Origin of the sequence: Pseudidiomarina fusca, assembly GCF_032227045.1 — a bacterium.
In the GTDB taxonomy this organism is placed as follows: domain Bacteria; phylum Pseudomonadota; class Gammaproteobacteria; order Enterobacterales; family Alteromonadaceae; genus Pseudidiomarina; species Pseudidiomarina fusca.
On sequence record NZ_JANFPJ010000011.1, the window covers coordinates 1 to 18,391 of the forward strand.

Below are 18,391 nucleotides of genomic sequence, written 5' to 3' on the forward strand. Positions count from 1 at the left end.
GAGTAGGTCACCGCCAGGCACCAAATACGAACAACCCCTAGCAGCCATGCTAGGGGTTTTTTCGTTGCGTGGTCGAAAAGATCGCGCAGAGCGTCCAATAATCTTAACTTTCTGTCTGTTCGTCTCATAAATCTGCATAAACATTGAACTATGTTAAATTTATATGCAGTCTCAGACTTTGGTCATATTGCTTTATGATCTATACAAGAAGATACTGATGTATATAAAAGAATAAATGTACTGCTAATATGTACTTTGATTTTTATAATAATCAGCAGGAGAAGAACATGAAATACGCGAAGTTAAGTTATCTGATTGCGGGAGCGTTAGCAGTTCCATCAGCTTTAATGACTCATTCAGCACTTGCCCAAGAGGCTTCAGTAGAAGCTGAAGAAACCATCCAAGTAGTAGGTTCTCGTTTATCGGTACGCACAGCGACTGACGGTTCGGCGCCAGTAGATATCATCAGTGGTGAAGATCTTGCGGCTAGCGGCATCACTGAAACGGCACGTGCATTACAATACGCAGTGCCTAGTTTTAACTTCCCATCGTCATCGATTACCGACGGTTCAGATGCCGTTCGCCCAGCGTCATTACGTGGTTTATCTCCTGATCACACACTCGTCTTGATTAACGGCAAGCGTCGTCACAGTAGTGCTCTCGTGCATTTAAATGGTACCACTGGGCGTGGTAGTTCTAACGTCGATTTGAACGCAATTCCTATCTCATCCATCAAGCGCATTGAAGTTCTTCGTGATGGTGCAGCTGCACTATACGGTTCTGATGCAATTGCCGGGGTGATCAACATTGTACTCAAAGATCAATCAGAAGGCGGCTCCATAACAGCCAATGCAGGGCAGACTTATATTGGTGATGGTGACCAATATAAAGTACATGGTAACACTGGATTTGCGCTGGGTGACGATGGTTCTTTGATGTTAGCGTTTGAATACCATCATAAAAATAAAACTAACCGTGCCGGTCCCGATCCACGCCAGCAATATGAATTAATTAACGGTGAAGAAGATCCACGCGAAGAAACCTTCAACAGATTAAGTCATCATGTTGGTGATGCTTCGTTTGAAAACAAAGCTATCTTCTTTAACGCTAATATGGCAGCGGGTAACGAAGGAGAATTGTACGCCTTTGGTGGATACAGTGATAGAACATCGCAATCTGGTGCATTCTATCGTCGTGCTTTAGATAACCGTAACTTAACAGAAGTCTATCCGGATGGTTATCTGCCGCTTCTTACCCCAGAAACATCAGATTTTTCTGTAGTTGGTGGTTATAAATTCCTATTAGCTGATTGGAACGTAGATGCCAGCGTAGGTATGGGCACCAGTGAGTTCCAATATCGCTTGGAGAATTCGTTAAACGCATCTTTTGGTCCGTCAACGCCAACAGAATTTGATGCAGGTACTCTAGAACTGAATGAAGTTAATGCTAGCGTTGACGTTCAGCGGTTCTTCCCGTTTGTAAATAACTCAGATTTGTCGGTAGCTTTCGGGCTTAGCTATCGTGAGAACACTTATAAGATTTCAGCGGGAGAGCCAGCATCTTATGAGAACGGCGGTTACGATGGGCGTCCAGGAGGTAGCCAAGGTTTCACTGGGTTTAAACCTGAGTCTGAAGTAGATGAATCGCGTGATAACGTGGGTTTGTATGTAGAGCTTGAAAACATGCTGACTACTCAGTTTCAATGGGGTGCAGCAGTTCGTTATGAAGACTATTCAGACTTCGGTAACAATACCAGCTGGAAGATCTCGGGCCGTTATGATGTGACTGATCAGTTCGCTATTCGAGCTACCGCGAACACCGGTTTCCGCGCTCCTAGTGTGCAGCAAATCTATTTCACGAATATCTCAACTCTGTTTGTTAACCGTAACGGTGAGTTAGTACCTGAACAGTCAGGTACCTTCAATAACATAAGCCCGGTAGCTCAAGCACTGCAGTTAGGTGCGCTACAACCAGAAGAGTCACAAAGCTTAAGCTTTGGTTTGGTTTGGAGTGGCGACGATGGCCTGTCAGTAACAGTTGATGCCTTCCAAATTGATATCGATGATCGAATCATTCTCTCTAGCTCGCTAATTCCAAGCGATTCTCCCGCAGTTGCTGCAGCGCTTGCGGCAGCTGGTGCAGATAACGCACGCTTCTTTATTAACGCAGTAGATACCTCAAGCCGTGGTGTGGATGTGGTGGCAACCCAAGAGTTCGATGTTGGTAGCTCGCTACTCAAAACGCAATTGGCTTATGGCTATAATAAAACGGAAGTGGATGGTGTTAACCTACCAACTATTTTGGATGGTTTAGAAGATAAACTGTTTGATAATGTGGAACAAACCCGCATGACTCGTTCAGTACCGCGGCATAGCGGCTCGTTATCTTTTACCTCGATTGTTGAAGATTTTGAAACTCGTTTGGGCTTCAATTACTTTGGCGATTACATGTTAGAGAATAATGCTGGGCTACAAACTGAGTTTAGCGGTAAATGGGTAGTTGATTTTTCCGTGAAGTATAAAATGGATGACAACTTATCTTTCAATGTGGGTGTACAAAACTTGCTGGACGAATACCCAGACAAGCAGGACCCATCAAACCAGTTTAATGGTATCTTCATGTATCCAAATACTAACGCACCGTTTGGTTTCAATGGTGGCTACTATTATGGTGAAGTGACTTATAGTTTTTAATAGCTAAAAATCGCTAATTATTGGTCAAAGCCGCTAACCTAGGTTAGCGGCTTTTTCTTTTTCATCTTATAAATCTATATTAAACAAAGCGTTATTAACTTCGGCATGGTAATTGCTTTATACCTTATGAGGTTTCTATCTTTTAGAGGATAAGCAATGAACAAACAATCATCATGGTTATGGATACTGTTAGGATTATTTGCCTTAGTTGTTTTTGGCGATGAACTATTGGCTATTGTCGGGGCTATTATTGGAGTGATCTTCAGTGTTGGCTTCGCTGGATTATTGATACTTACCATCGCGGCTGTCGTATTTGGTGCGGTGCTAGTGGTTGGTGGTAGTGTTGCAGTAGCGCTACTCGCAGCCGGTGTCGCTTTAGCTGCGGTCTTATTTAGTTGGTTATGGCCCTATTTATTGGTCGGTTTTATTATCTATCTAATGGTACGAAAACGCCCTAAAACTGTGTAGACTTGTTATCAAATAATAACAAGGTGAGCAAAATCATGTGGCGAATTCTATTGGCACTGGTATTTCTTGGTGGTGGTATTAACCTAGTTGCGGCTGCAGAAGTAGAAATCAGTAATGTATGGATGAAAGAATCCATTCCTGGTACTGAGAACGGAGCAGCCTATTTTACTATCAGTAATAGCTCGGCTGCACCAGTCGTCTTGATCGGTGCCAATACTGATGCTGCTCGGGCCACCGAGGTACATCAACACGTTATGCGTGATGGTATGATGCGGATGCGCAGAGTACCAGAATTAGTGATAGAGCCCAATCAGACCCTAGTGTTTCAGCCGGGCGGCTATCACTTGATGCTATTTGGTGTAAAAAAAGCGTTTAAGCCAGGCGAAACGGTCGATTTTGTTTTAGAGTTTAATGATGGTGATACAGCCACTATGACTGCTGTAGTCAAAACAATACGATGAAAGGATGAGCATTAATGAGAAAACTAGCTACTGCGTTAGTACTACCCGCATTGCTGTTAGGTGCCAATGCACAAGCAGATACCATTTTAGGGATTTATGCCGGTGGCCAATATTGGGACACCAGTAACTCGGGTAATTTTGGCTCAGGTAATGGTACTCAAGGATTTAATTTTGCTGACGAAACGCAAAACAGTTTTTACGTCGCACTAGAGCATCCGATTCCATTGTTGCCAAACTTTAAGGTGCGCCGCAACGATTTAACGACCTACGGTGTCACCACGCTTGGCAGTGATTTTAGTTATAACGGCATCGGTTACAGTGCGGGCACAACCCTAAACAGCAGTGTCGATTTAACCCATACTGACTACACGTTGTACTACGAAATTTTTGATAACGATTTACTGAGTGTTGATTTAGGTATAACTGCGAAACAAGTGGATGGTTTATTGGCAGTAAGAGACGCTACTGCCGAAAACAGTTTAGATGCCGACGGCTGGATCCCAACCGGTTATGCTCAAGTGCGGGTCGGTATTCCGGCCACAGACCTTACGCTATATGGCTTAGCCAATGCGGTTTCTATTGATGATAGCAGCGTACGTGACATTGAAGCTGGTATTGAATATCGCTTAGTAGATAGCTTGGCGGTGAATTTAAATCTGCAACTGGGCTACCGAGATATCACGATTGAACTAGATGACTTAGATAATATCTATTCAGATATTCAGTTTAAAGGCCCTTACCTTGGCTTAGAAATCCATTTCTAATCGCTCTGTAAGTTGATGGGAGCCTTAATAATAAGGCGTTACTGTGGCGGCTGTCATTCGATAGCCGACCACGGCTACATCGCCTTCCACGCGTTCAACCTTAATAACTCCTTCTACCCATACGGCATCAAAAGTATCTTCGTACTTCACCCCTTCAGCAAAATCAACCAACACAATTTGATTTGGTGGTGGTGGTGGCACGTGTACACAAGCGCCAAAATAAGGAACTAACAGAAACTGCGTAACTTTTTCTGCGTCACCTTCTAACTGCACCACGTACCCGGGGATCTTTATTTTCTTGCCATCTAGCTCAGCTACCATTGGGGCATCAAGTTCAGGTTGATTAGCTAATTCGGGATTGGCATCGTAAAAAGCTTGGCTTCGAACAGGCGGGGGCTTATAACCTGGGGGAACCAGTTCTTTCCACTGTGTATTCACATAGTCATCGGCAGCGAAAGCCGGCACGATTGCCGCCAAGCTTACCAGTAATAACGCAACATATTGACGAAGTTTGATCATAATTTAATTGTTAAACCATCAGCTAGTGCATTGCGGAAGGCTCGCCATGCAGGGATTAAACTCAATATTAAAGCAGCAGCTAAAATGGCTGCCAGTAATACCCATTCGTTACTTGTTAAAGGGCTTGCTCTTAACAACATACCTGTGTGAGCGAGTAATAGATCGCCACCCAGCATTAACCCTAAGAACAGTAACAAAACCCCAGTACTAACGCCAATGACGGTAAGCAACATAGCTTCGCTCACCAGGAGGCTAAAAATACTAAATGGTCCGGCCCCAAGGGCTCGCAGCACGGCCATTTCTCGGCGCCGTTCGCGCAAGCTAGCCAAAAGTGTTGTGAGCATTCCTAATAGACCGGTTGCGACGACGAGCGCGGCGATCGCTAGCAGTGCTTGTTCGAATAGAGCTAAGGTGCGCCACAATTCGGTTAACGCCATTCCGGGCATAATTGCAGTGAGTGGTTCATTCTTGTAGGTATTGATTTGTCGTTGCATACGCAAGGCTAAAGGACGCGCTTCCAGCCCAATTAGGACAGCACTTAACGTATAAACAGGAGGTGCATGGCTAGCGTGGTCATGGTGATCATCATGGTCGTGATCTGCGCTATGCTCGGGATCAAACTCACCGTGTAAGAGACCAAGGCCTTCAAGATGAATATAGACAGCTTGGTCGACGGGGGTTCCAGTACGATTCAAAATGCCACTCACCACAAAGGGGTGCTGATCGTGGTCACTAAAACTGATACCGCCACTGCCATGTGCCAAGGTGAGCGGATCGCCTTGCTGTAGGCCAAGCCGGGCTGCCACCTCGGCACCCAGAGTGGCCTGGTTCATCTCGCTAAAGACAGTACCCTTAGCGAGTTCTAGAGAGAGTCCATCACCATAACGAAAATAACTAAAGAAATCGCTGGTGGTTGCTACTACCGGATAGCCTGCCACGCTGTCGCCAAGAGCCATGGGAATATGCCACTTAACTCCGGGCAACTTAGTTAAATACTGATAACTATCCCAACTTAGGGTGTTATTCAGGCTGCCTATGTGAAACACGCTGCTTAATAGCAGTTGGGTTGATCCTGTTCTGGCACCAACAATTAAATCAGTGCCAGCAATGGTGTTAGCAAAATTAGCTTGGGTTTGTTCGCGCACCCGTTCTACTCCTAAGAGCAGGAGCGTACTGATAGCTATTGCCAGAATCGTGAGGATAGCGCTGGCACGACGATTACGTAAGCTAGCCCAAGCCAATTTAAGCATCGCCATCATCCTTACGTGCGTGATTGATATCGCTAAGTTCAATGGTTCTTTCAAACATTGGCGCTAGGCCTTGATCGTGCGTAACAAAGAGCAGTGTGGTTTGATTGGCAGCACAAGCTTTGAATAACACCTGAATGAATTCGTCTCGATGCTCGGCATCTAATGCTGATGTTGGCTCGTCGGCTATGATCAGAGAAGGCGCCCCAAACAAGGCTCGTGCAGCAGCCACGCGTTGTTGTTGGCCGACGCTCAATTGGCTAGCCAAGCGCTGGGTGTCTGCCGCAGCTAGGCCCAGTTGTTTTAGCAAGGACTGGGCATGCTGCTGAGGGTTTTGCACACGTTTGCGCCGAGCTGGTGCAAATTGGCTTGCTAACGTGACATTTTCTTCTGCATTAAGAAAAGGTAGCAAGTTAAACTGCTGAAAAATATAGCCGATTTCATTAGCCCGTAATTGGTCACGTCGGTGTTGGCTAAGCCGACCAAGATCATGTCCTAATACTTCGAGTTGCCCAGCTGGGGCTTGGTGCACGCCGGCAATCAAGCTCAGTAAGGTAGACTTACCCGAACCACTGGCACCACGAAGGAGGACTCGCTCACCACGAGCTATGGTCAATGATGGGATTGTTAGCAGGGGAGAAGGGGCACCCGGCCAGCGAAACTCGAGATGTTTTACTGCAATACAGGTGCCCATAGCGGTTCTTATTTCTGCGCCCGCTCGAACGAAGACATAATTTCTTCTTTGGCAGCGTTGATATCGCCCCAACCTTCAACTTTCACCCATTTTCCTTTCTCAAGCTCTTTGTAACGCTCGAAGAAGTGAGTGATTTGCGCTTTTAATAGCTCTGGCAAATCATCAACATTTTGAATGTGATCGTATTCTTTCGTTAATTTACTCACTGGTACTGCAATGACCTTAGCATCTTCACCAGATTCATCAGTCATTTTCAATACGCCAACCGGACGACACTTAATCACAGAACCAGCTTGCAGCGGATACGGCGTAGGTACTAGCACATCAACTGGGTCGCCATCTAACGATAAGGTATTGTTAACAAAACCGTAGTTACACGGATAGAACATTGGAGTAGACATAAAACGGTCAACCCATAAGGTGCCAGTTTCTTTATCAACTTCATATTTGATTGGGTCGGCATTGGCCGGAATTTCGATAACTACGTTTACTTCATCTGGCAGGTTATTACCTGCGCTTACATTACTTAAGCTCATGAAAGGTCCTGTTTACTTAGTTTTAAATGACGATAACTTAAATTCTTCTAATGGGCCCTATTATAAAGGCTGCTGGTGCTATTGCGAAGCTTTCAAATAACCTAAACAAGCATTCACTTCATTGCGCGCACCAAGAATAATGCCGACTCGCTGGTGGATATCAGTTGGTTGAATATCCAAAATAGCCATGTCGCCACTATGAGCTAGACCACCAGCTTGCTCTACGAGCATGGCCATCGGATTACCTTCATACATCAAGCGAAGCTTGTAGGGCTTATCAATCGAGCGTGCATCCCAAGGATACAGAAAGATGCCACCACGAATAAGCACACGGTGCACATCCGCCACCATGGCGGCAACCCAACGCATATTAAAGTTCTTACTACGCTGCCCACTGGTACCTGCTAGCAAATCATCAACGTAGAGTTGCATGCCTTCTTGCCAATGACGGTAATTGGACATATTAATGGCAAATTCAGAAGTATCAGGAGCTATTGCTAAATCGCGTTTAGTTAGTAAAAACTCACCAACGGTCTGATCTAACGTGAAAATTTTAACGCCCTTGCCGGTCGTTAAAGCCATCATGATAGATGGGCCATACAAAATGTATCCTGCGGCAACTTGGTTGCGACCTGGCTGCAGGAACATATCCGCAGTGCCTGAATTATTTTCCGGAACGGGCAAAATCGAGAAAATGGTACCAACCATACTGTTGATATCAATATTTGAGCTGCCATCTAACGGATCAAACGCAATCAAGTACTCGCCATTTTCATGGCCCAACACGATTCCTTCTTCTTCTTCTGAAGCGACGGCACGCACATGGCCGCATTCCAGCAAAATATCTTTAATGAGCTGGTTGGATAGGATGTCGAGTTTCTTTTGGGTTTCGCCTTGAATATTCTCTGACAGGGTTGAGCCGAGGACACCGGCTAAATCACCTTGGCCAACTCGGAAAGAAATTTCTTTCGCAGTAATTTGCAAAGAATGAATAACTGAAATTAAAGCCTCGTCGACCTGATCTTGGCGCAAGGTCGGAATTAAGCGTTGCATGAAACCCTCGTACAGTAGCTGGTGTTACGGATAGGTGGCAAAAACGCTGCTAAGTTTACCGCATTTTTAGGCAAATTGCCTGCACAGAAATTCGCGCATTTTCATGCCCGTGGTACACTAGCCTTTTTGCTGCAATGAGACACATCATGCATATTCATATACTCGGCATATGCGGAACCTTTATGGGAGGCATCGCCGCCATTGCTAAGGCGCTGGGTCATCAGGTTACTGGGAGTGATGCTCAGGTCTATCCGCCGATGAGTGACCAATTACGGGCACTCGGTATTGAGTTAATCGAAGGTTATGATCCGGCACAGCTCCAGCCGCGGCCTGATTTAGTGATCATTGGTAATGCCATGAGTCGTGGTAACCCAGCGGTAGAAGCAGTGTTAAACCAACGCATTCCGTATCGCTCGGGGGCGCAGTGGCTCCATGATGAAGTGCTGCAGCAACGTTGGGTGCTGGCGGTGGCTGGCACCCATGGTAAAACGACTACGGCTAGCATGCTCACTTGGTTACTTGATTATGCAGGGTTAAAACCAGGGTTTTTAGTTGGTGGAGTGCTGGCTAATTTTGAGCAGTCGGCGCGCTTGGGCGAGAGCGATTTTTTTGTTATCGAAGCCGATGAATACGATACCGCATTCTTTGATAAGCGCTCTAAATTCGTGCATTACTGCCCATCAACACTCATTTTGAATAATCTCGAATTTGACCATGCTGACATTTTTCCCGACTTAGCAGCGATTCAACGTCAGTTTCACCATCTAGTTAGAGTGGTCCCTGGGTATGGAAAAATCTTCTATCCGGCTGGAACAGAGACGCTAGAGCAAGTTTTACAGCAAGGCTGCTGGAGCGAAACCAGTACGGTTGGGATCGTTTCGGGCGACTGGCAAGCACAGTTAATCGAAGCTGACGGCAGTGCTTTTGCGGTCTATTGGCAAGGTCAAAAACAGGGTGAAGTGCACTGGTCGTTGATCGGTACCCACAATGTTTACAATGGCTTGATGGCTATTGCGGCAGCCCAGCATGTGGGCGTGAGCGCTGCGGTAAGCTGTGCTGCTTTTAAACAATACCGCAACACCAAGCGCCGCTTAGAGCTAAAAGGGGTAGCGGCCGAGGTGGCTGTGTATGATGATTTTGCTCATCATCCAACGGCGATTGCTACGACTTTGGCAGGAATGCGTGCCAAAGTGGGCCAACAGCGGATTTTGGCCGTACTAGAGCCGCGTTCAAACACGATGAAGCTAGGCGTGTTAGCCGACCAATTAGCACCGGCGCTAGCAACGGCAGACCTAGTGTTTATGCTTCAGCCTGAGGGCTTACAGTGGTCTGTGGCTGAGCTGGTCCCGCAGGCGCAGGTCGCCGACTCAATCGAGCACTTAGTCGATCAGATTGTGGCGGCCACAGCAGCAGGTGACCACATCGTGGTGATGAGTAATGGCGGGTTTGGCCAGATCCATCAGCGGTTACTGCAGGCATTGGCTTAGTTTGGACCACTGTTTTTGTAACTCATAGCCTTATTCAACAAAGGAGTTTGACATGACTGCCCAGCAAGTTACCGTGGCCATTACCGGCGCCTCTGGAGCACCTTATGCAATGCGCCTGATTGCTTGCTTATTAGAACAGCAGCAACAGGTTCACTTGTTAATGTCGAGTGCCGCCCGAGTGGTATTTGCAACCGAGTTAGATTGGCAGTTACCGGCAAATCCGAAAGCTTTGGCTGCGGCCTTGTGTGAGCATTTTTCGGTGTCAGCAGAACAACTGAAAGTGTATGGCAAAGACGAGTGGTTCGCGCCGGTCGCATCGGGCTCAGCAGCGCCAAAGAAGATGGTGGTATGCCCTTGCTCAACAGGAACTTTATCAGCCATCACTCACGGCGCAAGCGATACCTTGATAGAACGCGCAGCAGACGTTGTTATCAAAGAGCGAGGGCAACTTATTTTAGTGCCTCGAGAAATGCCGCTATCGGCTATTCATCTAGAGAATATGTTAAAATTAGCCCAGTTGGGAGTCACCATCATGCCAGCCGCACCAGGTTTTTATCATCAACCGCAAAGCATTGCTGATTTGGTTGATTTTGTGGTGGCCCGTATACTCGATCATCTTAACTTAGCGCAGCAATTACAGCCGCGTTGGGGTTATGGACAGGAGCCTAAATAAGTTATGCAAGCGTTATCTATTCGCGGTTTAAAGAAAACCTATAAAGGTGGCCATGAGGCCTTGAAGGGCATTGATTTGGATGTTGCTGAAGGGGATTTCTTTGCATTACTGGGGCCTAACGGTGCTGGTAAATCAACCACAATTGGAATTATCTCCTCATTAGTTAATAAATCAGCGGGCAAAGTAAGTGTGTTTGGCCATGATTTAGACACCGAGTTAGTTGCCTTAAAACGTCAAATTGGTCTGGTTCCGCAAGAGTTTAATTTTAACCAGTTTGAGACGGTACAGCAGATTGTGGTTAATCAGGCCGGTTATTATGGAGTACCGCGACAGCTTGCTAAACAGCGTTCAGAGAAATATCTGAAGCAGCTAAGCTTGTGGGAAAAACGCAATGCACCGGCGCGGATGCTGTCGGGTGGGATGAAGCGCCGACTGATGATAGCGCGGGCATTAGTTCATGAGCCGCGGTTACTTATTTTAGATGAGCCGACCGCGGGCGTTGATATTGAGCTGCGTCGCAGCATGTGGGATTTCTTGACCGAGATTAACAAGCAGGGAATTACTATTATTCTGACCACGCATTATTTGGAAGAAGCGGAAAGTCTTTGCCGCAATATTGCCATAATCGACCAAGGCTCGATTATCGAGAACACATCGATTAAAAAGCTTTTAGCCACTCTCAATATGGAAACTTTTGTGCTGGATGTTGAGTATCCAGCGGGTGTGACTAGTGCCACCTTAGAGGGTTTTACTTGGCGTGCAATTGATGATCACAGCATTGAGGTTGATGTTGAAAAGAGCCAAGGTTTGAATCCAGTGTTTGAACAACTCACGGCTCAATCGATACAAGTGTTGTCTATGCGCAACAAGGCAAATCGTCTAGAAGAACTTTTCGTTAACCTGGTCGAAAAAGGCCGTAAGCCACAAGGAGCAGCATAATTACATGGCTTCGTTAACTTATACCGCATTAAAAACTATTTGGATAAAAGAATGCACAAGATTTTTGCGCATTTGGGTGCAAACCCTAGTCCCACCAGCCATTACCATGACTTTATACTTTGTCATCTTTGGTAATATTATTGGTACTCGAATTGATGCATCAGGCGGCATGAATGGCATTCCCTACATGGAATTTATTGTCCCTGGGCTGATAATGATGTCGGTGATAACCAATTCCTATTCGAACGTAGCATCTTCGTTTTTCAGTGCAAAATTTCAACGCAATATTGAAGAGATGCTTGTCGCGCCGGTGTCTAGTGCGGTGATTATTGCCGGCTATGTGGGCGGAAGCTTAGCGCGCGCCTTGATTGTGGCTTGTATTGTGACGGTTGTGTCTTTTATTTTTGTCGACAATATTCAAATTTATCATGCGGGCATTCTTATTTTAACCGTGGTGTTAACCTCAACTTTATTTAGTTTAGGTGGTTTGATTAACGCAGTGCATGCAAAAACATTTGATGACATATCTATTGTCCCAACCTTTGTATTAACTCCATTAACCTATTTAGGCGGGGTTTTCTTCAGCATTAGTATGCTGCCAGAGATTTGGCAAAACATTGCGCAAATCAATCCTGTGTTGTACATGGTGAACGCATTTAGATATGGCTTTTTAGGTGTGACTGACGTCAATATCGGCCTTGCCCTAGGATTACTCATAGGCTTTAACCTGATTCTTTTTGCTCTTGCTTATACGCTGCTGCAACGGGGCGCGGGGATTCGTTCGTGAATCATGAATCAAGATCCGTAACTACCAATCAGCATGGTAATCATGACGATTTAGTTAGTGTGGTGATGCGCCATTTGCGCTCGCCTTTTCGTAAGCCGATTCAAGCGCATAATCGCGAGGCTTTTGAGCAGGCGCAACAGTTAGTAGCAGATTGGCAAGGGCCACTGATTCTTGACTCTTGTTGTGGTGTCGGCGAAAGCACTGCTTGGATAGCCGAGCAGCATCCTGATGCATTAGTTATCGGGGTCGATAAATCAGCTCACCGATTAGGCCGTCATGCCCAATACGCAACTGCCGCAGCTGGCCAGCGTTATCTATTAGTTCGGGCGGATTTGAATGATTTCTGGCGACTAGCAGTAGCAGCGCATTGGCAGTTAGACAAACACTATATTCTGTATCCCAACCCTTGGCCTAAAGCCTCACATTTTAGTCGTCGCTGGCATGGTAGCCCGGTCTGGCCTTATGTACTAGGCTTAGGGGGTACTTTGGTCATGCGCTCTAATTGGGTGACCTATTTAACTGAAGTGGCAAGTAGTTTGGCGCTGGTTAATTGTGCTGCACAGCTAACACCTTTGCTAGCTAAGCATGAGGCGATGACGCCGTTTGAGCGTAAGTATCAGCGCAGTGGACAGCAACTTTGGGAGTTGTCCGCTAAGCTGCCAGAAGACGGTCGCTATTTTTCTGCAATCGAGGCAGAATAGTGCACTTTTATGCGCGGGTAATCACAAGGAAATACGCTTGAGTGACAGTCATTTTGCAGAAGTAAGCCAAGAGGCGCTGCTAAAAATATTCACCATTCCTGAGGCGCCAGACTCTACCCTCGGGAAGATAGAGAAGCACCTCAGTGAAAATCTTATGGGCTTTTTAGGCGAGCACATCGTCGCCCGCGAAAAGCCCTTGCATGAGATTGAGCAAAACTTTAATGCCAGCGAAATTCCTGAACAGCCGCAGTATGTATCGGATCACACTGAGTTTTTATTAAATAATTTAGTGGCTCATTCAGTGCATACCAGTTCGCCACGATTTATTGGCCACATGACCTCAGCACTGCCTTATTTTTTATTGCCGCTGGCTAAGCTGATGGTGGGTTTAAACCAAAACCTAGTCAAAATTGAAACCTCGAAGGCCTTTACCCCGCTCGAACGCAATGTCTTGGGTATGCTTCATCACCTCGTTTACCAACAAGATGCAGCTTTCTATCAACGCTGGATGCATAGCGCCCAGCACTCGCTCGGAGCTATGTGCTCGGGCGGGACTGTGGCTAATATGACAGCTCTGTGGGTAGCACGTAATCTATTACTAAAACCTACGACAGGCTTCGCCGGTATTGCTAGTGAAGGGCTCGCAGCGGGATTACTGCATTATGGCTACAAGCGCCTGACTATTATGGTGTCTGAGCGTGGTCATTACTCGCTGGGCAAAGCTGCTGATGTGTTAGGGATCGGAAGAAAAAATTTAATAGCGGTTGCTACCGACGAGAATAATCGGATCAAAATAGATGCGCTACGTGAAGCTTGTGCTGCGGTTCAAGCCGATGGTGGGCAAGTATTAGCGATCATTGGGGTAGCGGGCACCACAGAAACGGGACACATAGATCCACTCGACAAAATGGCCGATGTGGCGAGTGAGGTTGGTGCGCACTTTCATGTAGATGCCGCATGGGGGGGGGCTACCTTGCTGTCGAACAATCATCGCCAATTGTTACATGGCATTGAGAGAGCCGACAGTGTCACTATTGATGCGCATAAACAGATGTACGTGCCGATGGGCGCTGGCATGGTGCTCTTCCGTGATCCAAGCATGGTGCGCGCGATTGAGCATCATGCGGAATATATTATTCGCCATGGTTCAAAGGATTTAGGTGCACATACCATGGAAGGCTCGCGGCCGGGGATGGCCATGTTGGTGTATTCGGCGCTACATGTCATGGGCCGGCGCGGCTACGAATTGTTAATTGATCAAAGCTTAGCCAAGGCTAAAGATTTTGCGCGCTTGATTGCCGCACAAGACGATTTTGAAGTGGTGACTGAACCCGAGCTATGCATTCTAACCTATCGGTTTGTCCCCGCTCGTATTAAGCCGTTATTGGCAGGCCTTAATGCTGAGCAAGTACGTCGCATTACCCCTCATTTGAATGCACTGACCAGGTTTATTCAGAAGCGCCAACGCGAAACGGGAAGCTCATTCGTGTCGCGTACTAAGCTGACTCCCGCACAATATCATCGTGAGCCTACAGTGGTGTTTAGAGTGGTATTAGCGAATCCTTTAACAACTCATGAGATGCTCGCAGAAATCCTTCAAGAGCAACGCGAGATAGCCGAACAGGCGATGAGTTTACGTGGTGCTTTATTTACTGAGCTTCGTGAACTGGGTTTGGTGCGCGAACGCTAATCAGTACCTAACCATGAGTTTTAAGCGGTTCGGTTAAGACCGCTTAAAACTTAAGTTATCGATAAGTCTGGTGCTGCCTAAGTAAGCTGCTACTAACAACACTAAATGCTTATCGGTTGCTTGTGCAGGTTGTAGATCTGCATGTTGGCGTAATTCTAAATAATCTAGTTTGAAGCCAGCAGCGGTGATGTGTGTCACCGCTTGATTAAGCACTTGCTGCGCATCCTCGCCAGCGCTGATTCGTTCGGCACAGGTTTTCAGTTGTTGATAGAGCAGTGGTGCTTGCTGGCGCTCGGTATCTGATAGATAACCATTGCGCGAGCTGAGTGCTAGGCCATCAGTCGCACGCTGAGTTGGCAGGCCTAAAATGTCCACAGGCAAGCTCAAATCTTGCACCATGAGACGAATAACTTGTAATTGTTGAAAGTCTTTTTCACCAAAAATGGCTAAATCTGGCTGCACCATATTGAACAACTTCGCCACAATCGTAGCCACCCCACGAAAATGACCAGGACGGCTAGCACCACAAAGAATGGTAGAGATACCAGGTACCTCTATTGTGGTTTGTTCCGCTAATCCGCGTGGATACATATCTTGTACGGTTGGAGCAAACACGGCGCTGACACCACGTTCAGCGAGCGCGCGACAATCAGCATCAAGGGTACGAGGGTAGTTATCAAGATCTTCGTTTTGACCAAACTGCAGCGGATTAACAAAGATACTCACGACGACTTTATCAGCCCGTTGGCGCGCCATATCAACCAACTTCAAATGACCTTCGTGCAAATTCCCCATGGTGGGTACGAGGGCTACTTGCCCCTGTTGTTGTGCACGCCAAGCGCGAAGTTCTTCAAGACTAGTGAGTCGTTGCATCGTGGGTTACTCAAAAGAATGTTCAGGACCTGGGAATTGCCCGGCTTTAACTTGCGCAACATACATCTCAACGGCACCGCGCAAATCACCGGCATCAGCTAAAAAGTTCTTTACAAATTTAGGTAAATAGTCGCTGTTTAAGCCAAACATATCATGCATGACTAAAATTTGTCCGTCTGTATGCGGACCAGCACCAATGCCAATGGTAGGGATGGTCAGGGCTTCGCTAATGCGTTGACCGAGGGCCACCGGCACACATTCTAGCACCAATAATTGTGCCCCAGCTTCTTGCAATGCCAACGCTTGGCGCAAGGTATTGTCCGCCGCAGATTGCTCTCTGCCTTGAATCTTATAACCGCCAAGTACATTAACCGATTGGGGTAACAGCCCTAAGTGGGCGCATACTGGAACGCTCCGTTCAACCAAACAGCGTATGGTTTCAAGCAGCCAATCGCCGCCTTCAAGCTTTACCATATTGGCGCCGGCGCGCATCAGTTCAGCGGCGTTATCGCATGCTTGGGCTGGGCTGGCATAAGTCATAAATGGCATGTCAGCCATCACGAAAGCCTCAGGGGCACCACGGCGCACAGCTTGAGTGTGATAAACAATATCAGCAAGAGTAACGGGCAAGGTGCTGGACTGCCCCTGTACCACGTTGCCTAAGGAGTCACCGACTAACATAAAATCGACGCCACACTCGGCAAAAAGCTTCGCAAACGAGGCATCGTAAGCCGTAATTGAGGTGATTTTTTCGCCAGCTAACTTCTTCTTAGCTAGTTTGGCTATGGTCATAGCGGCCATCAGATACTCCTTGCAGGAAAGCTCAGAACTTGATTGTATCAGCTAATCTTAACGAGGTCATGATGCTGCATGGACTGTTTTAACTGCTGTAGCGTCTGTCCGTTAGGTAACACTAAAGTTGGCGCTAGCTCAGCTAAGGGCACCACCACAAAATCTCTTTCAGAGAGGCCAGGGTGCGGAAGCGTTAACCGTTCGCTCGTACTCACTAGGTCATCCACCAGCAGAATATCTAAATCGAGTGTGCGAGGGCCCCAGTGGCGCAAACGCTGGCGCCCGAACTGCTGCTCAATGGCTTGCAGATAATCTAGCAGCGCTAGTGGTTCTAGCTCGGTGGTCGCAGTCACTACCGCGTTCACATAATCGGGTTGGTCAGCCGGGCCCATTGGCTTGCTGCGGTACAGTGAGCTGGCGCGAAGCTGCTGCAATGCAGGACCACTGGCTAATTCCAGTAAAGCATCTTTTAGCGTTTGCACAGGGTCGCCAAGATTAGCGCCCAAGGCGATATAAACCTTAGCCATTAGAGTTCTCTTGCTTGGGGCTTCGACGTCGACGTCCGGCTCTGCGGCCGCGCCGCTTAGGCTTGGGTCTATTGCCGGCATCATCTGCGCTAGGCGCAATAGCAGGGGTACCGTTTTGTTGCTGTTTGGTCCAAAACTGTGCCAGTTGCTCTAATTTACCGCGTTCAAGGGCGGTCGCTGTATTAGCACGCAGGAGCAAGAAATCATAGGCAGCGCGAAATTTCGGATGCCCTAAGACCATGCCAATGCGTTTACCTTGAGCGCGCTCTAAACGTTGCTGTAATTGCCAGATCTCACGCGCAGGAATGGTGAAACGTTTAGGGATAGCAATACTTTGCACCTGTTTACCTATCACATCGGCTGCTGCTAAGTTAAGTGCATCAGCCTGAGATAGACCACCTTCAAAGGTGAGCTGTTCCATGCGAGCCTGGAGTGGCCACCACAATAGCGCTGCATATAAGTAAGCCGGAGTAATACGTTGACCATTGCGGACCCGTTCATCGGTATCTGCAAAGGTTTGTTTAAGCAACTGATAGGGAGCCTCGTCAAGGGCCTTCAGATAACTACGCAGCAGCGGGAATAGCTGTTGAAATAATTGATATTCAACCAGCATTTCAAAATTTGCGAGGCCCTTACCAGCCGTAAATAGTTTCAGACTTTCTTCAAACAGGCGTGCTGCAGGAATATTTTGCAACAACGGAGCTAGTTCTTTAATGGGGTCTGCAACACTGCTATCCATACGCATGTTTAACTTGGTGGCAAAGCGAATGGCGCGTAACATGCGCACTGGATCTTCACGGTAGCGAGTGGCACTATCACCAATCATTCGCAACACCCCGGCCTCGATGTCTTTCACCCCGTTGGCAAAATCATAAATACAAAAATCGGCGATGTTGTAGTAGAGCGCATTGACGGTGAAATCACGCCGTTGTGCATCTTCTTCAATAGAGCCGAAAACATTATCGCGAACCAACATACCGGCAGCATTTTGCTTGGCAATTTTATCAGTCTTGGCCGGCTCATCGGCGGGGCTATCATGATGCCCGCGAAACGTAGCCACCTCGATAACTTCGCGGCCAAAAACCACGTGTGCTAAGCGAAAACGACGGCCAACCAAACGACAGTTGCGAAATAACGCCTTCACTTGCTCAGGTTGAGCATTGGTAGCCACATCAAAATCTTTAGGTTGAATACCTAGTAATAAATCGCGCACACAACCGCCCACTAAGAAAGCTTGGTAGCCAGCATTGTGCAGTCGGTACAAGACTTTTAAAGCGTGCTCAGGAATGTCTTTACGCGAAATGGGATGCTGATCGCGAGTAATAACAATAGGTTTGGCAAGAATATTTGCTGGCAGCGAGGATTCTGGTTGACGTTGTAGGGCTCGCTTTGCCAATGCTTTAATGCGCTTAATAATGGGGGTTTCTCCGTACATTTAGGTGAGGCGCGTGGCTGCCTCATAAGGCTAGCTACTTACATTAAGGCCT

General features: G+C 47.1%; 19 protein-coding genes. 10 read left to right on the top strand and 9 right to left on the bottom strand.

Features of this window, described 5'->3' with window-relative positions; translation table 11 throughout:
- Positions 1–287: 287 nt before the first annotated feature.
- The 4 genes from NOG12_RS06615 (at position 288) to NOG12_RS06630 (ending at position 4,386) form a co-directional block, all read left to right on the top strand.
- Complete coding sequence (locus NOG12_RS06615) at positions 288–2,693, top strand: TonB-dependent receptor plug domain-containing protein (protein WP_418055305.1); 2,406 nt, start codon at positions 288–290, stop codon at positions 2,691–2,693.
- A 156-nt stretch (positions 2,694–2,849) separates the two neighbouring features.
- Entirely contained in the window at positions 2,850–3,161 is a 312-nt protein-coding gene (locus NOG12_RS06620; RefSeq protein WP_153826813.1) for a hypothetical protein, read from the top strand.
- 35 nt (positions 3,162–3,196) lie between these two features.
- Positions 3,197–3,622: a copper chaperone PCu(A)C gene (locus NOG12_RS06625; protein ID WP_110075904.1), complete on the top strand. Its 426-nt coding sequence runs from the start codon at positions 3,197–3,199 to the stop codon at positions 3,620–3,622.
- 14 nt (positions 3,623–3,636) lie between these two features.
- Positions 3,637–4,386: a TIGR04219 family outer membrane beta-barrel protein gene (locus NOG12_RS06630; RefSeq protein ID WP_110075903.1), complete on the top strand. Its 750-nt coding sequence runs from the start codon at positions 3,637–3,639 to the stop codon at positions 4,384–4,386.
- A gap of 24 nt (positions 4,387–4,410) precedes the next feature.
- On the opposite strand, the gene NOG12_RS06635 is transcribed toward NOG12_RS06630, so the two are convergent.
- The 5 genes from NOG12_RS06635 to NOG12_RS06655 form a co-directional block, all read right to left on the bottom strand.
- The gene (locus tag NOG12_RS06635) at positions 4,411–4,905 is read right to left on the bottom strand and encodes a DUF3299 domain-containing protein (RefSeq protein WP_313932783.1); all 495 of its coding nucleotides are present in this window, start codon (positions 4,903–4,905) and stop codon (positions 4,411–4,413) included.
- A complete protein-coding gene (locus tag NOG12_RS06640; RefSeq protein ID WP_313932784.1) occupies positions 4,902–6,155 on the bottom strand; it encodes an ABC transporter permease in 1,254 nt (417 codons plus the stop codon). The genes NOG12_RS06635 and NOG12_RS06640 overlap by 4 nt, the downstream gene beginning before the upstream one ends.
- A complete protein-coding gene (locus NOG12_RS06645; protein ID WP_110075900.1) occupies positions 6,148–6,846 on the bottom strand; it encodes an ABC transporter ATP-binding protein in 699 nt (232 codons plus the stop codon). The genes NOG12_RS06640 and NOG12_RS06645 overlap by 8 nt, the downstream gene beginning before the upstream one ends.
- An 8-nt stretch (positions 6,847–6,854) precedes the next feature.
- Positions 6,855–7,382 carry an inorganic diphosphatase gene (gene ppa / locus NOG12_RS06650; protein ID WP_110075899.1) on the bottom strand — a complete coding sequence of 176 codons (528 nt, stop codon included), beginning with the start codon at positions 7,380–7,382 and terminating at the stop codon, positions 6,855–6,857.
- A gap of 78 nt (positions 7,383–7,460) precedes the next feature.
- Positions 7,461–8,435 carry a class 1 fructose-bisphosphatase gene (locus NOG12_RS06655; RefSeq protein WP_313932785.1) on the bottom strand — a complete coding sequence of 325 codons (975 nt, stop codon included), beginning with the start codon at positions 8,433–8,435 and terminating at the stop codon, positions 7,461–7,463.
- 146 nt (positions 8,436–8,581) lie between these two features.
- Between NOG12_RS06655 and mpl the strand changes: the two genes are divergently transcribed.
- From mpl to panP, 6 genes are read left to right on the top strand one after another with little or no spacing between them, the layout of a single operon-like run.
- A complete protein-coding gene (gene mpl / locus NOG12_RS06660; protein ID WP_313932786.1) occupies positions 8,582–9,922 on the top strand; it encodes a UDP-N-acetylmuramate:L-alanyl-gamma-D-glutamyl-meso-diaminopimelate ligase in 1,341 nt (446 codons plus the stop codon).
- Positions 9,923–9,974: 52 nt separating this feature from the next.
- Complete coding sequence (locus NOG12_RS06665) at positions 9,975–10,595, top strand: flavin prenyltransferase UbiX (protein ID WP_110075896.1); 621 nt, start codon at positions 9,975–9,977, stop codon at positions 10,593–10,595.
- A 3-nt stretch (positions 10,596–10,598) separates the two neighbouring features.
- On the top strand, positions 10,599–11,534 hold the full coding sequence (locus tag NOG12_RS06670) for an ABC transporter ATP-binding protein (protein WP_153826805.1): 936 nt from the start codon (positions 10,599–10,601) through the stop codon (positions 11,532–11,534).
- A 4-nt stretch (positions 11,535–11,538) separates the two neighbouring features.
- Positions 11,539–12,321 carry an ABC transporter permease gene (locus NOG12_RS06675; protein ID WP_313932787.1) on the top strand — a complete coding sequence of 261 codons (783 nt, stop codon included), beginning with the start codon at positions 11,539–11,541 and terminating at the stop codon, positions 12,319–12,321.
- Complete coding sequence (trmB, locus tag NOG12_RS06680; RefSeq protein ID WP_313932788.1) at positions 12,318–13,022, top strand: tRNA (guanine(46)-N(7))-methyltransferase TrmB; 705 nt, start codon at positions 12,318–12,320, stop codon at positions 13,020–13,022. Before NOG12_RS06675 ends, trmB begins: the two co-directional genes overlap by 4 nt.
- Positions 13,023–13,059: 37 nt before the next feature.
- Positions 13,060–14,712, top strand: coding sequence for a pyridoxal-dependent aspartate 1-decarboxylase PanP (gene panP, locus NOG12_RS06685; protein WP_110075893.1), 1,653 nt, complete (start codon positions 13,060–13,062; stop codon positions 14,710–14,712).
- A gap of 33 nt (positions 14,713–14,745) precedes the next feature.
- On the opposite strand, the gene panC is transcribed toward panP, so the two are convergent.
- Genes panC through pcnB form a run of 4 tightly spaced genes read right to left on the bottom strand, consistent with a single transcriptional unit; the run spans position 14,746 to position 18,339 of the window.
- The gene (gene panC / locus NOG12_RS06690) at positions 14,746–15,585 is read right to left on the bottom strand and encodes a pantoate--beta-alanine ligase (protein ID WP_153826804.1); all 840 of its coding nucleotides are present in this window, start codon (positions 15,583–15,585) and stop codon (positions 14,746–14,748) included.
- 6 nt (positions 15,586–15,591) lie between these two features.
- Positions 15,592–16,386 (bottom strand): 3-methyl-2-oxobutanoate hydroxymethyltransferase, encoded by a 795-nt coding sequence (gene panB / locus NOG12_RS06695; RefSeq protein ID WP_110075891.1) that lies wholly within the window; start codon positions 16,384–16,386, stop codon positions 15,592–15,594.
- 38 nt (positions 16,387–16,424) lie between these two features.
- Positions 16,425–16,904 (bottom strand): 2-amino-4-hydroxy-6-hydroxymethyldihydropteridine diphosphokinase, encoded by a 480-nt coding sequence (gene folK / locus NOG12_RS06700; protein ID WP_110075890.1) that lies wholly within the window; start codon positions 16,902–16,904, stop codon positions 16,425–16,427.
- Entirely contained in the window at positions 16,897–18,339 is a 1,443-nt protein-coding gene (gene pcnB, locus NOG12_RS06705; protein ID WP_418055307.1) for a polynucleotide adenylyltransferase PcnB, read from the bottom strand. The genes folK and pcnB overlap by 8 nt, the downstream gene beginning before the upstream one ends.
- Between the last annotated feature and the right edge of the window lie 52 nt (positions 18,340–18,391).

Excerpts from the sequence above, each read along its gene's own strand:
- panB (WP_110075891.1), bottom strand. The coding sequence starts at position 16,386 with ATGGCCGCTATGACCATAGCCAAACTAGCTAAGAAGAAGTTAGCTGGC.
- NOG12_RS06665 (WP_110075896.1), top strand. The coding sequence starts at position 9,975 with ATGACTGCCCAGCAAGTTACCGTGGCCATTACCGGCGCCTCTGGAGCA.
- NOG12_RS06640 (WP_313932784.1), bottom strand. The coding sequence starts at position 6,155 with ATGCTTAAATTGGCTTGGGCTAGCTTACGTAATCGTCGTGCCAGCGCT.
- NOG12_RS06670 (WP_153826805.1), top strand. The coding sequence starts at position 10,599 with ATGCAAGCGTTATCTATTCGCGGTTTAAAGAAAACCTATAAAGGTGGC.
- pcnB (WP_418055307.1), bottom strand. The coding sequence starts at position 18,339 with ATGTACGGAGAAACCCCCATTATTAAGCGCATTAAAGCATTGGCAAAG.
- panC (WP_153826804.1), bottom strand. The coding sequence starts at position 15,585 with ATGCAACGACTCACTAGTCTTGAAGAACTTCGCGCTTGGCGTGCACAA.
- NOG12_RS06675 (WP_313932787.1), top strand. The coding sequence starts at position 11,539 with ATGGCTTCGTTAACTTATACCGCATTAAAAACTATTTGGATAAAAGAA.
- NOG12_RS06615 (WP_418055305.1), top strand. The coding sequence starts at position 288 with ATGAAATACGCGAAGTTAAGTTATCTGATTGCGGGAGCGTTAGCAGTT.
- NOG12_RS06625 (WP_110075904.1), top strand. The coding sequence starts at position 3,197 with ATGTGGCGAATTCTATTGGCACTGGTATTTCTTGGTGGTGGTATTAAC.
- NOG12_RS06645 (WP_110075900.1), bottom strand. The coding sequence starts at position 6,846 with ATGGGCACCTGTATTGCAGTAAAACATCTCGAGTTTCGCTGGCCGGGT.
- folK (WP_110075890.1), bottom strand. The coding sequence starts at position 16,904 with ATGGCTAAGGTTTATATCGCCTTGGGCGCTAATCTTGGCGACCCTGTG.
- ppa (WP_110075899.1), bottom strand. The coding sequence starts at position 7,382 with ATGAGCTTAAGTAATGTAAGCGCAGGTAATAACCTGCCAGATGAAGTA.
- NOG12_RS06630 (WP_110075903.1), top strand. The coding sequence starts at position 3,637 with ATGAGAAAACTAGCTACTGCGTTAGTACTACCCGCATTGCTGTTAGGT.
- NOG12_RS06635 (WP_313932783.1), bottom strand. The coding sequence starts at position 4,905 with ATGATCAAACTTCGTCAATATGTTGCGTTATTACTGGTAAGCTTGGCG.
- mpl (WP_313932786.1), top strand. The coding sequence starts at position 8,582 with ATGCATATTCATATACTCGGCATATGCGGAACCTTTATGGGAGGCATC.
- NOG12_RS06620 (WP_153826813.1), top strand. The coding sequence starts at position 2,850 with ATGAACAAACAATCATCATGGTTATGGATACTGTTAGGATTATTTGCC.
- NOG12_RS06655 (WP_313932785.1), bottom strand. The coding sequence starts at position 8,435 with ATGCAACGCTTAATTCCGACCTTGCGCCAAGATCAGGTCGACGAGGCT.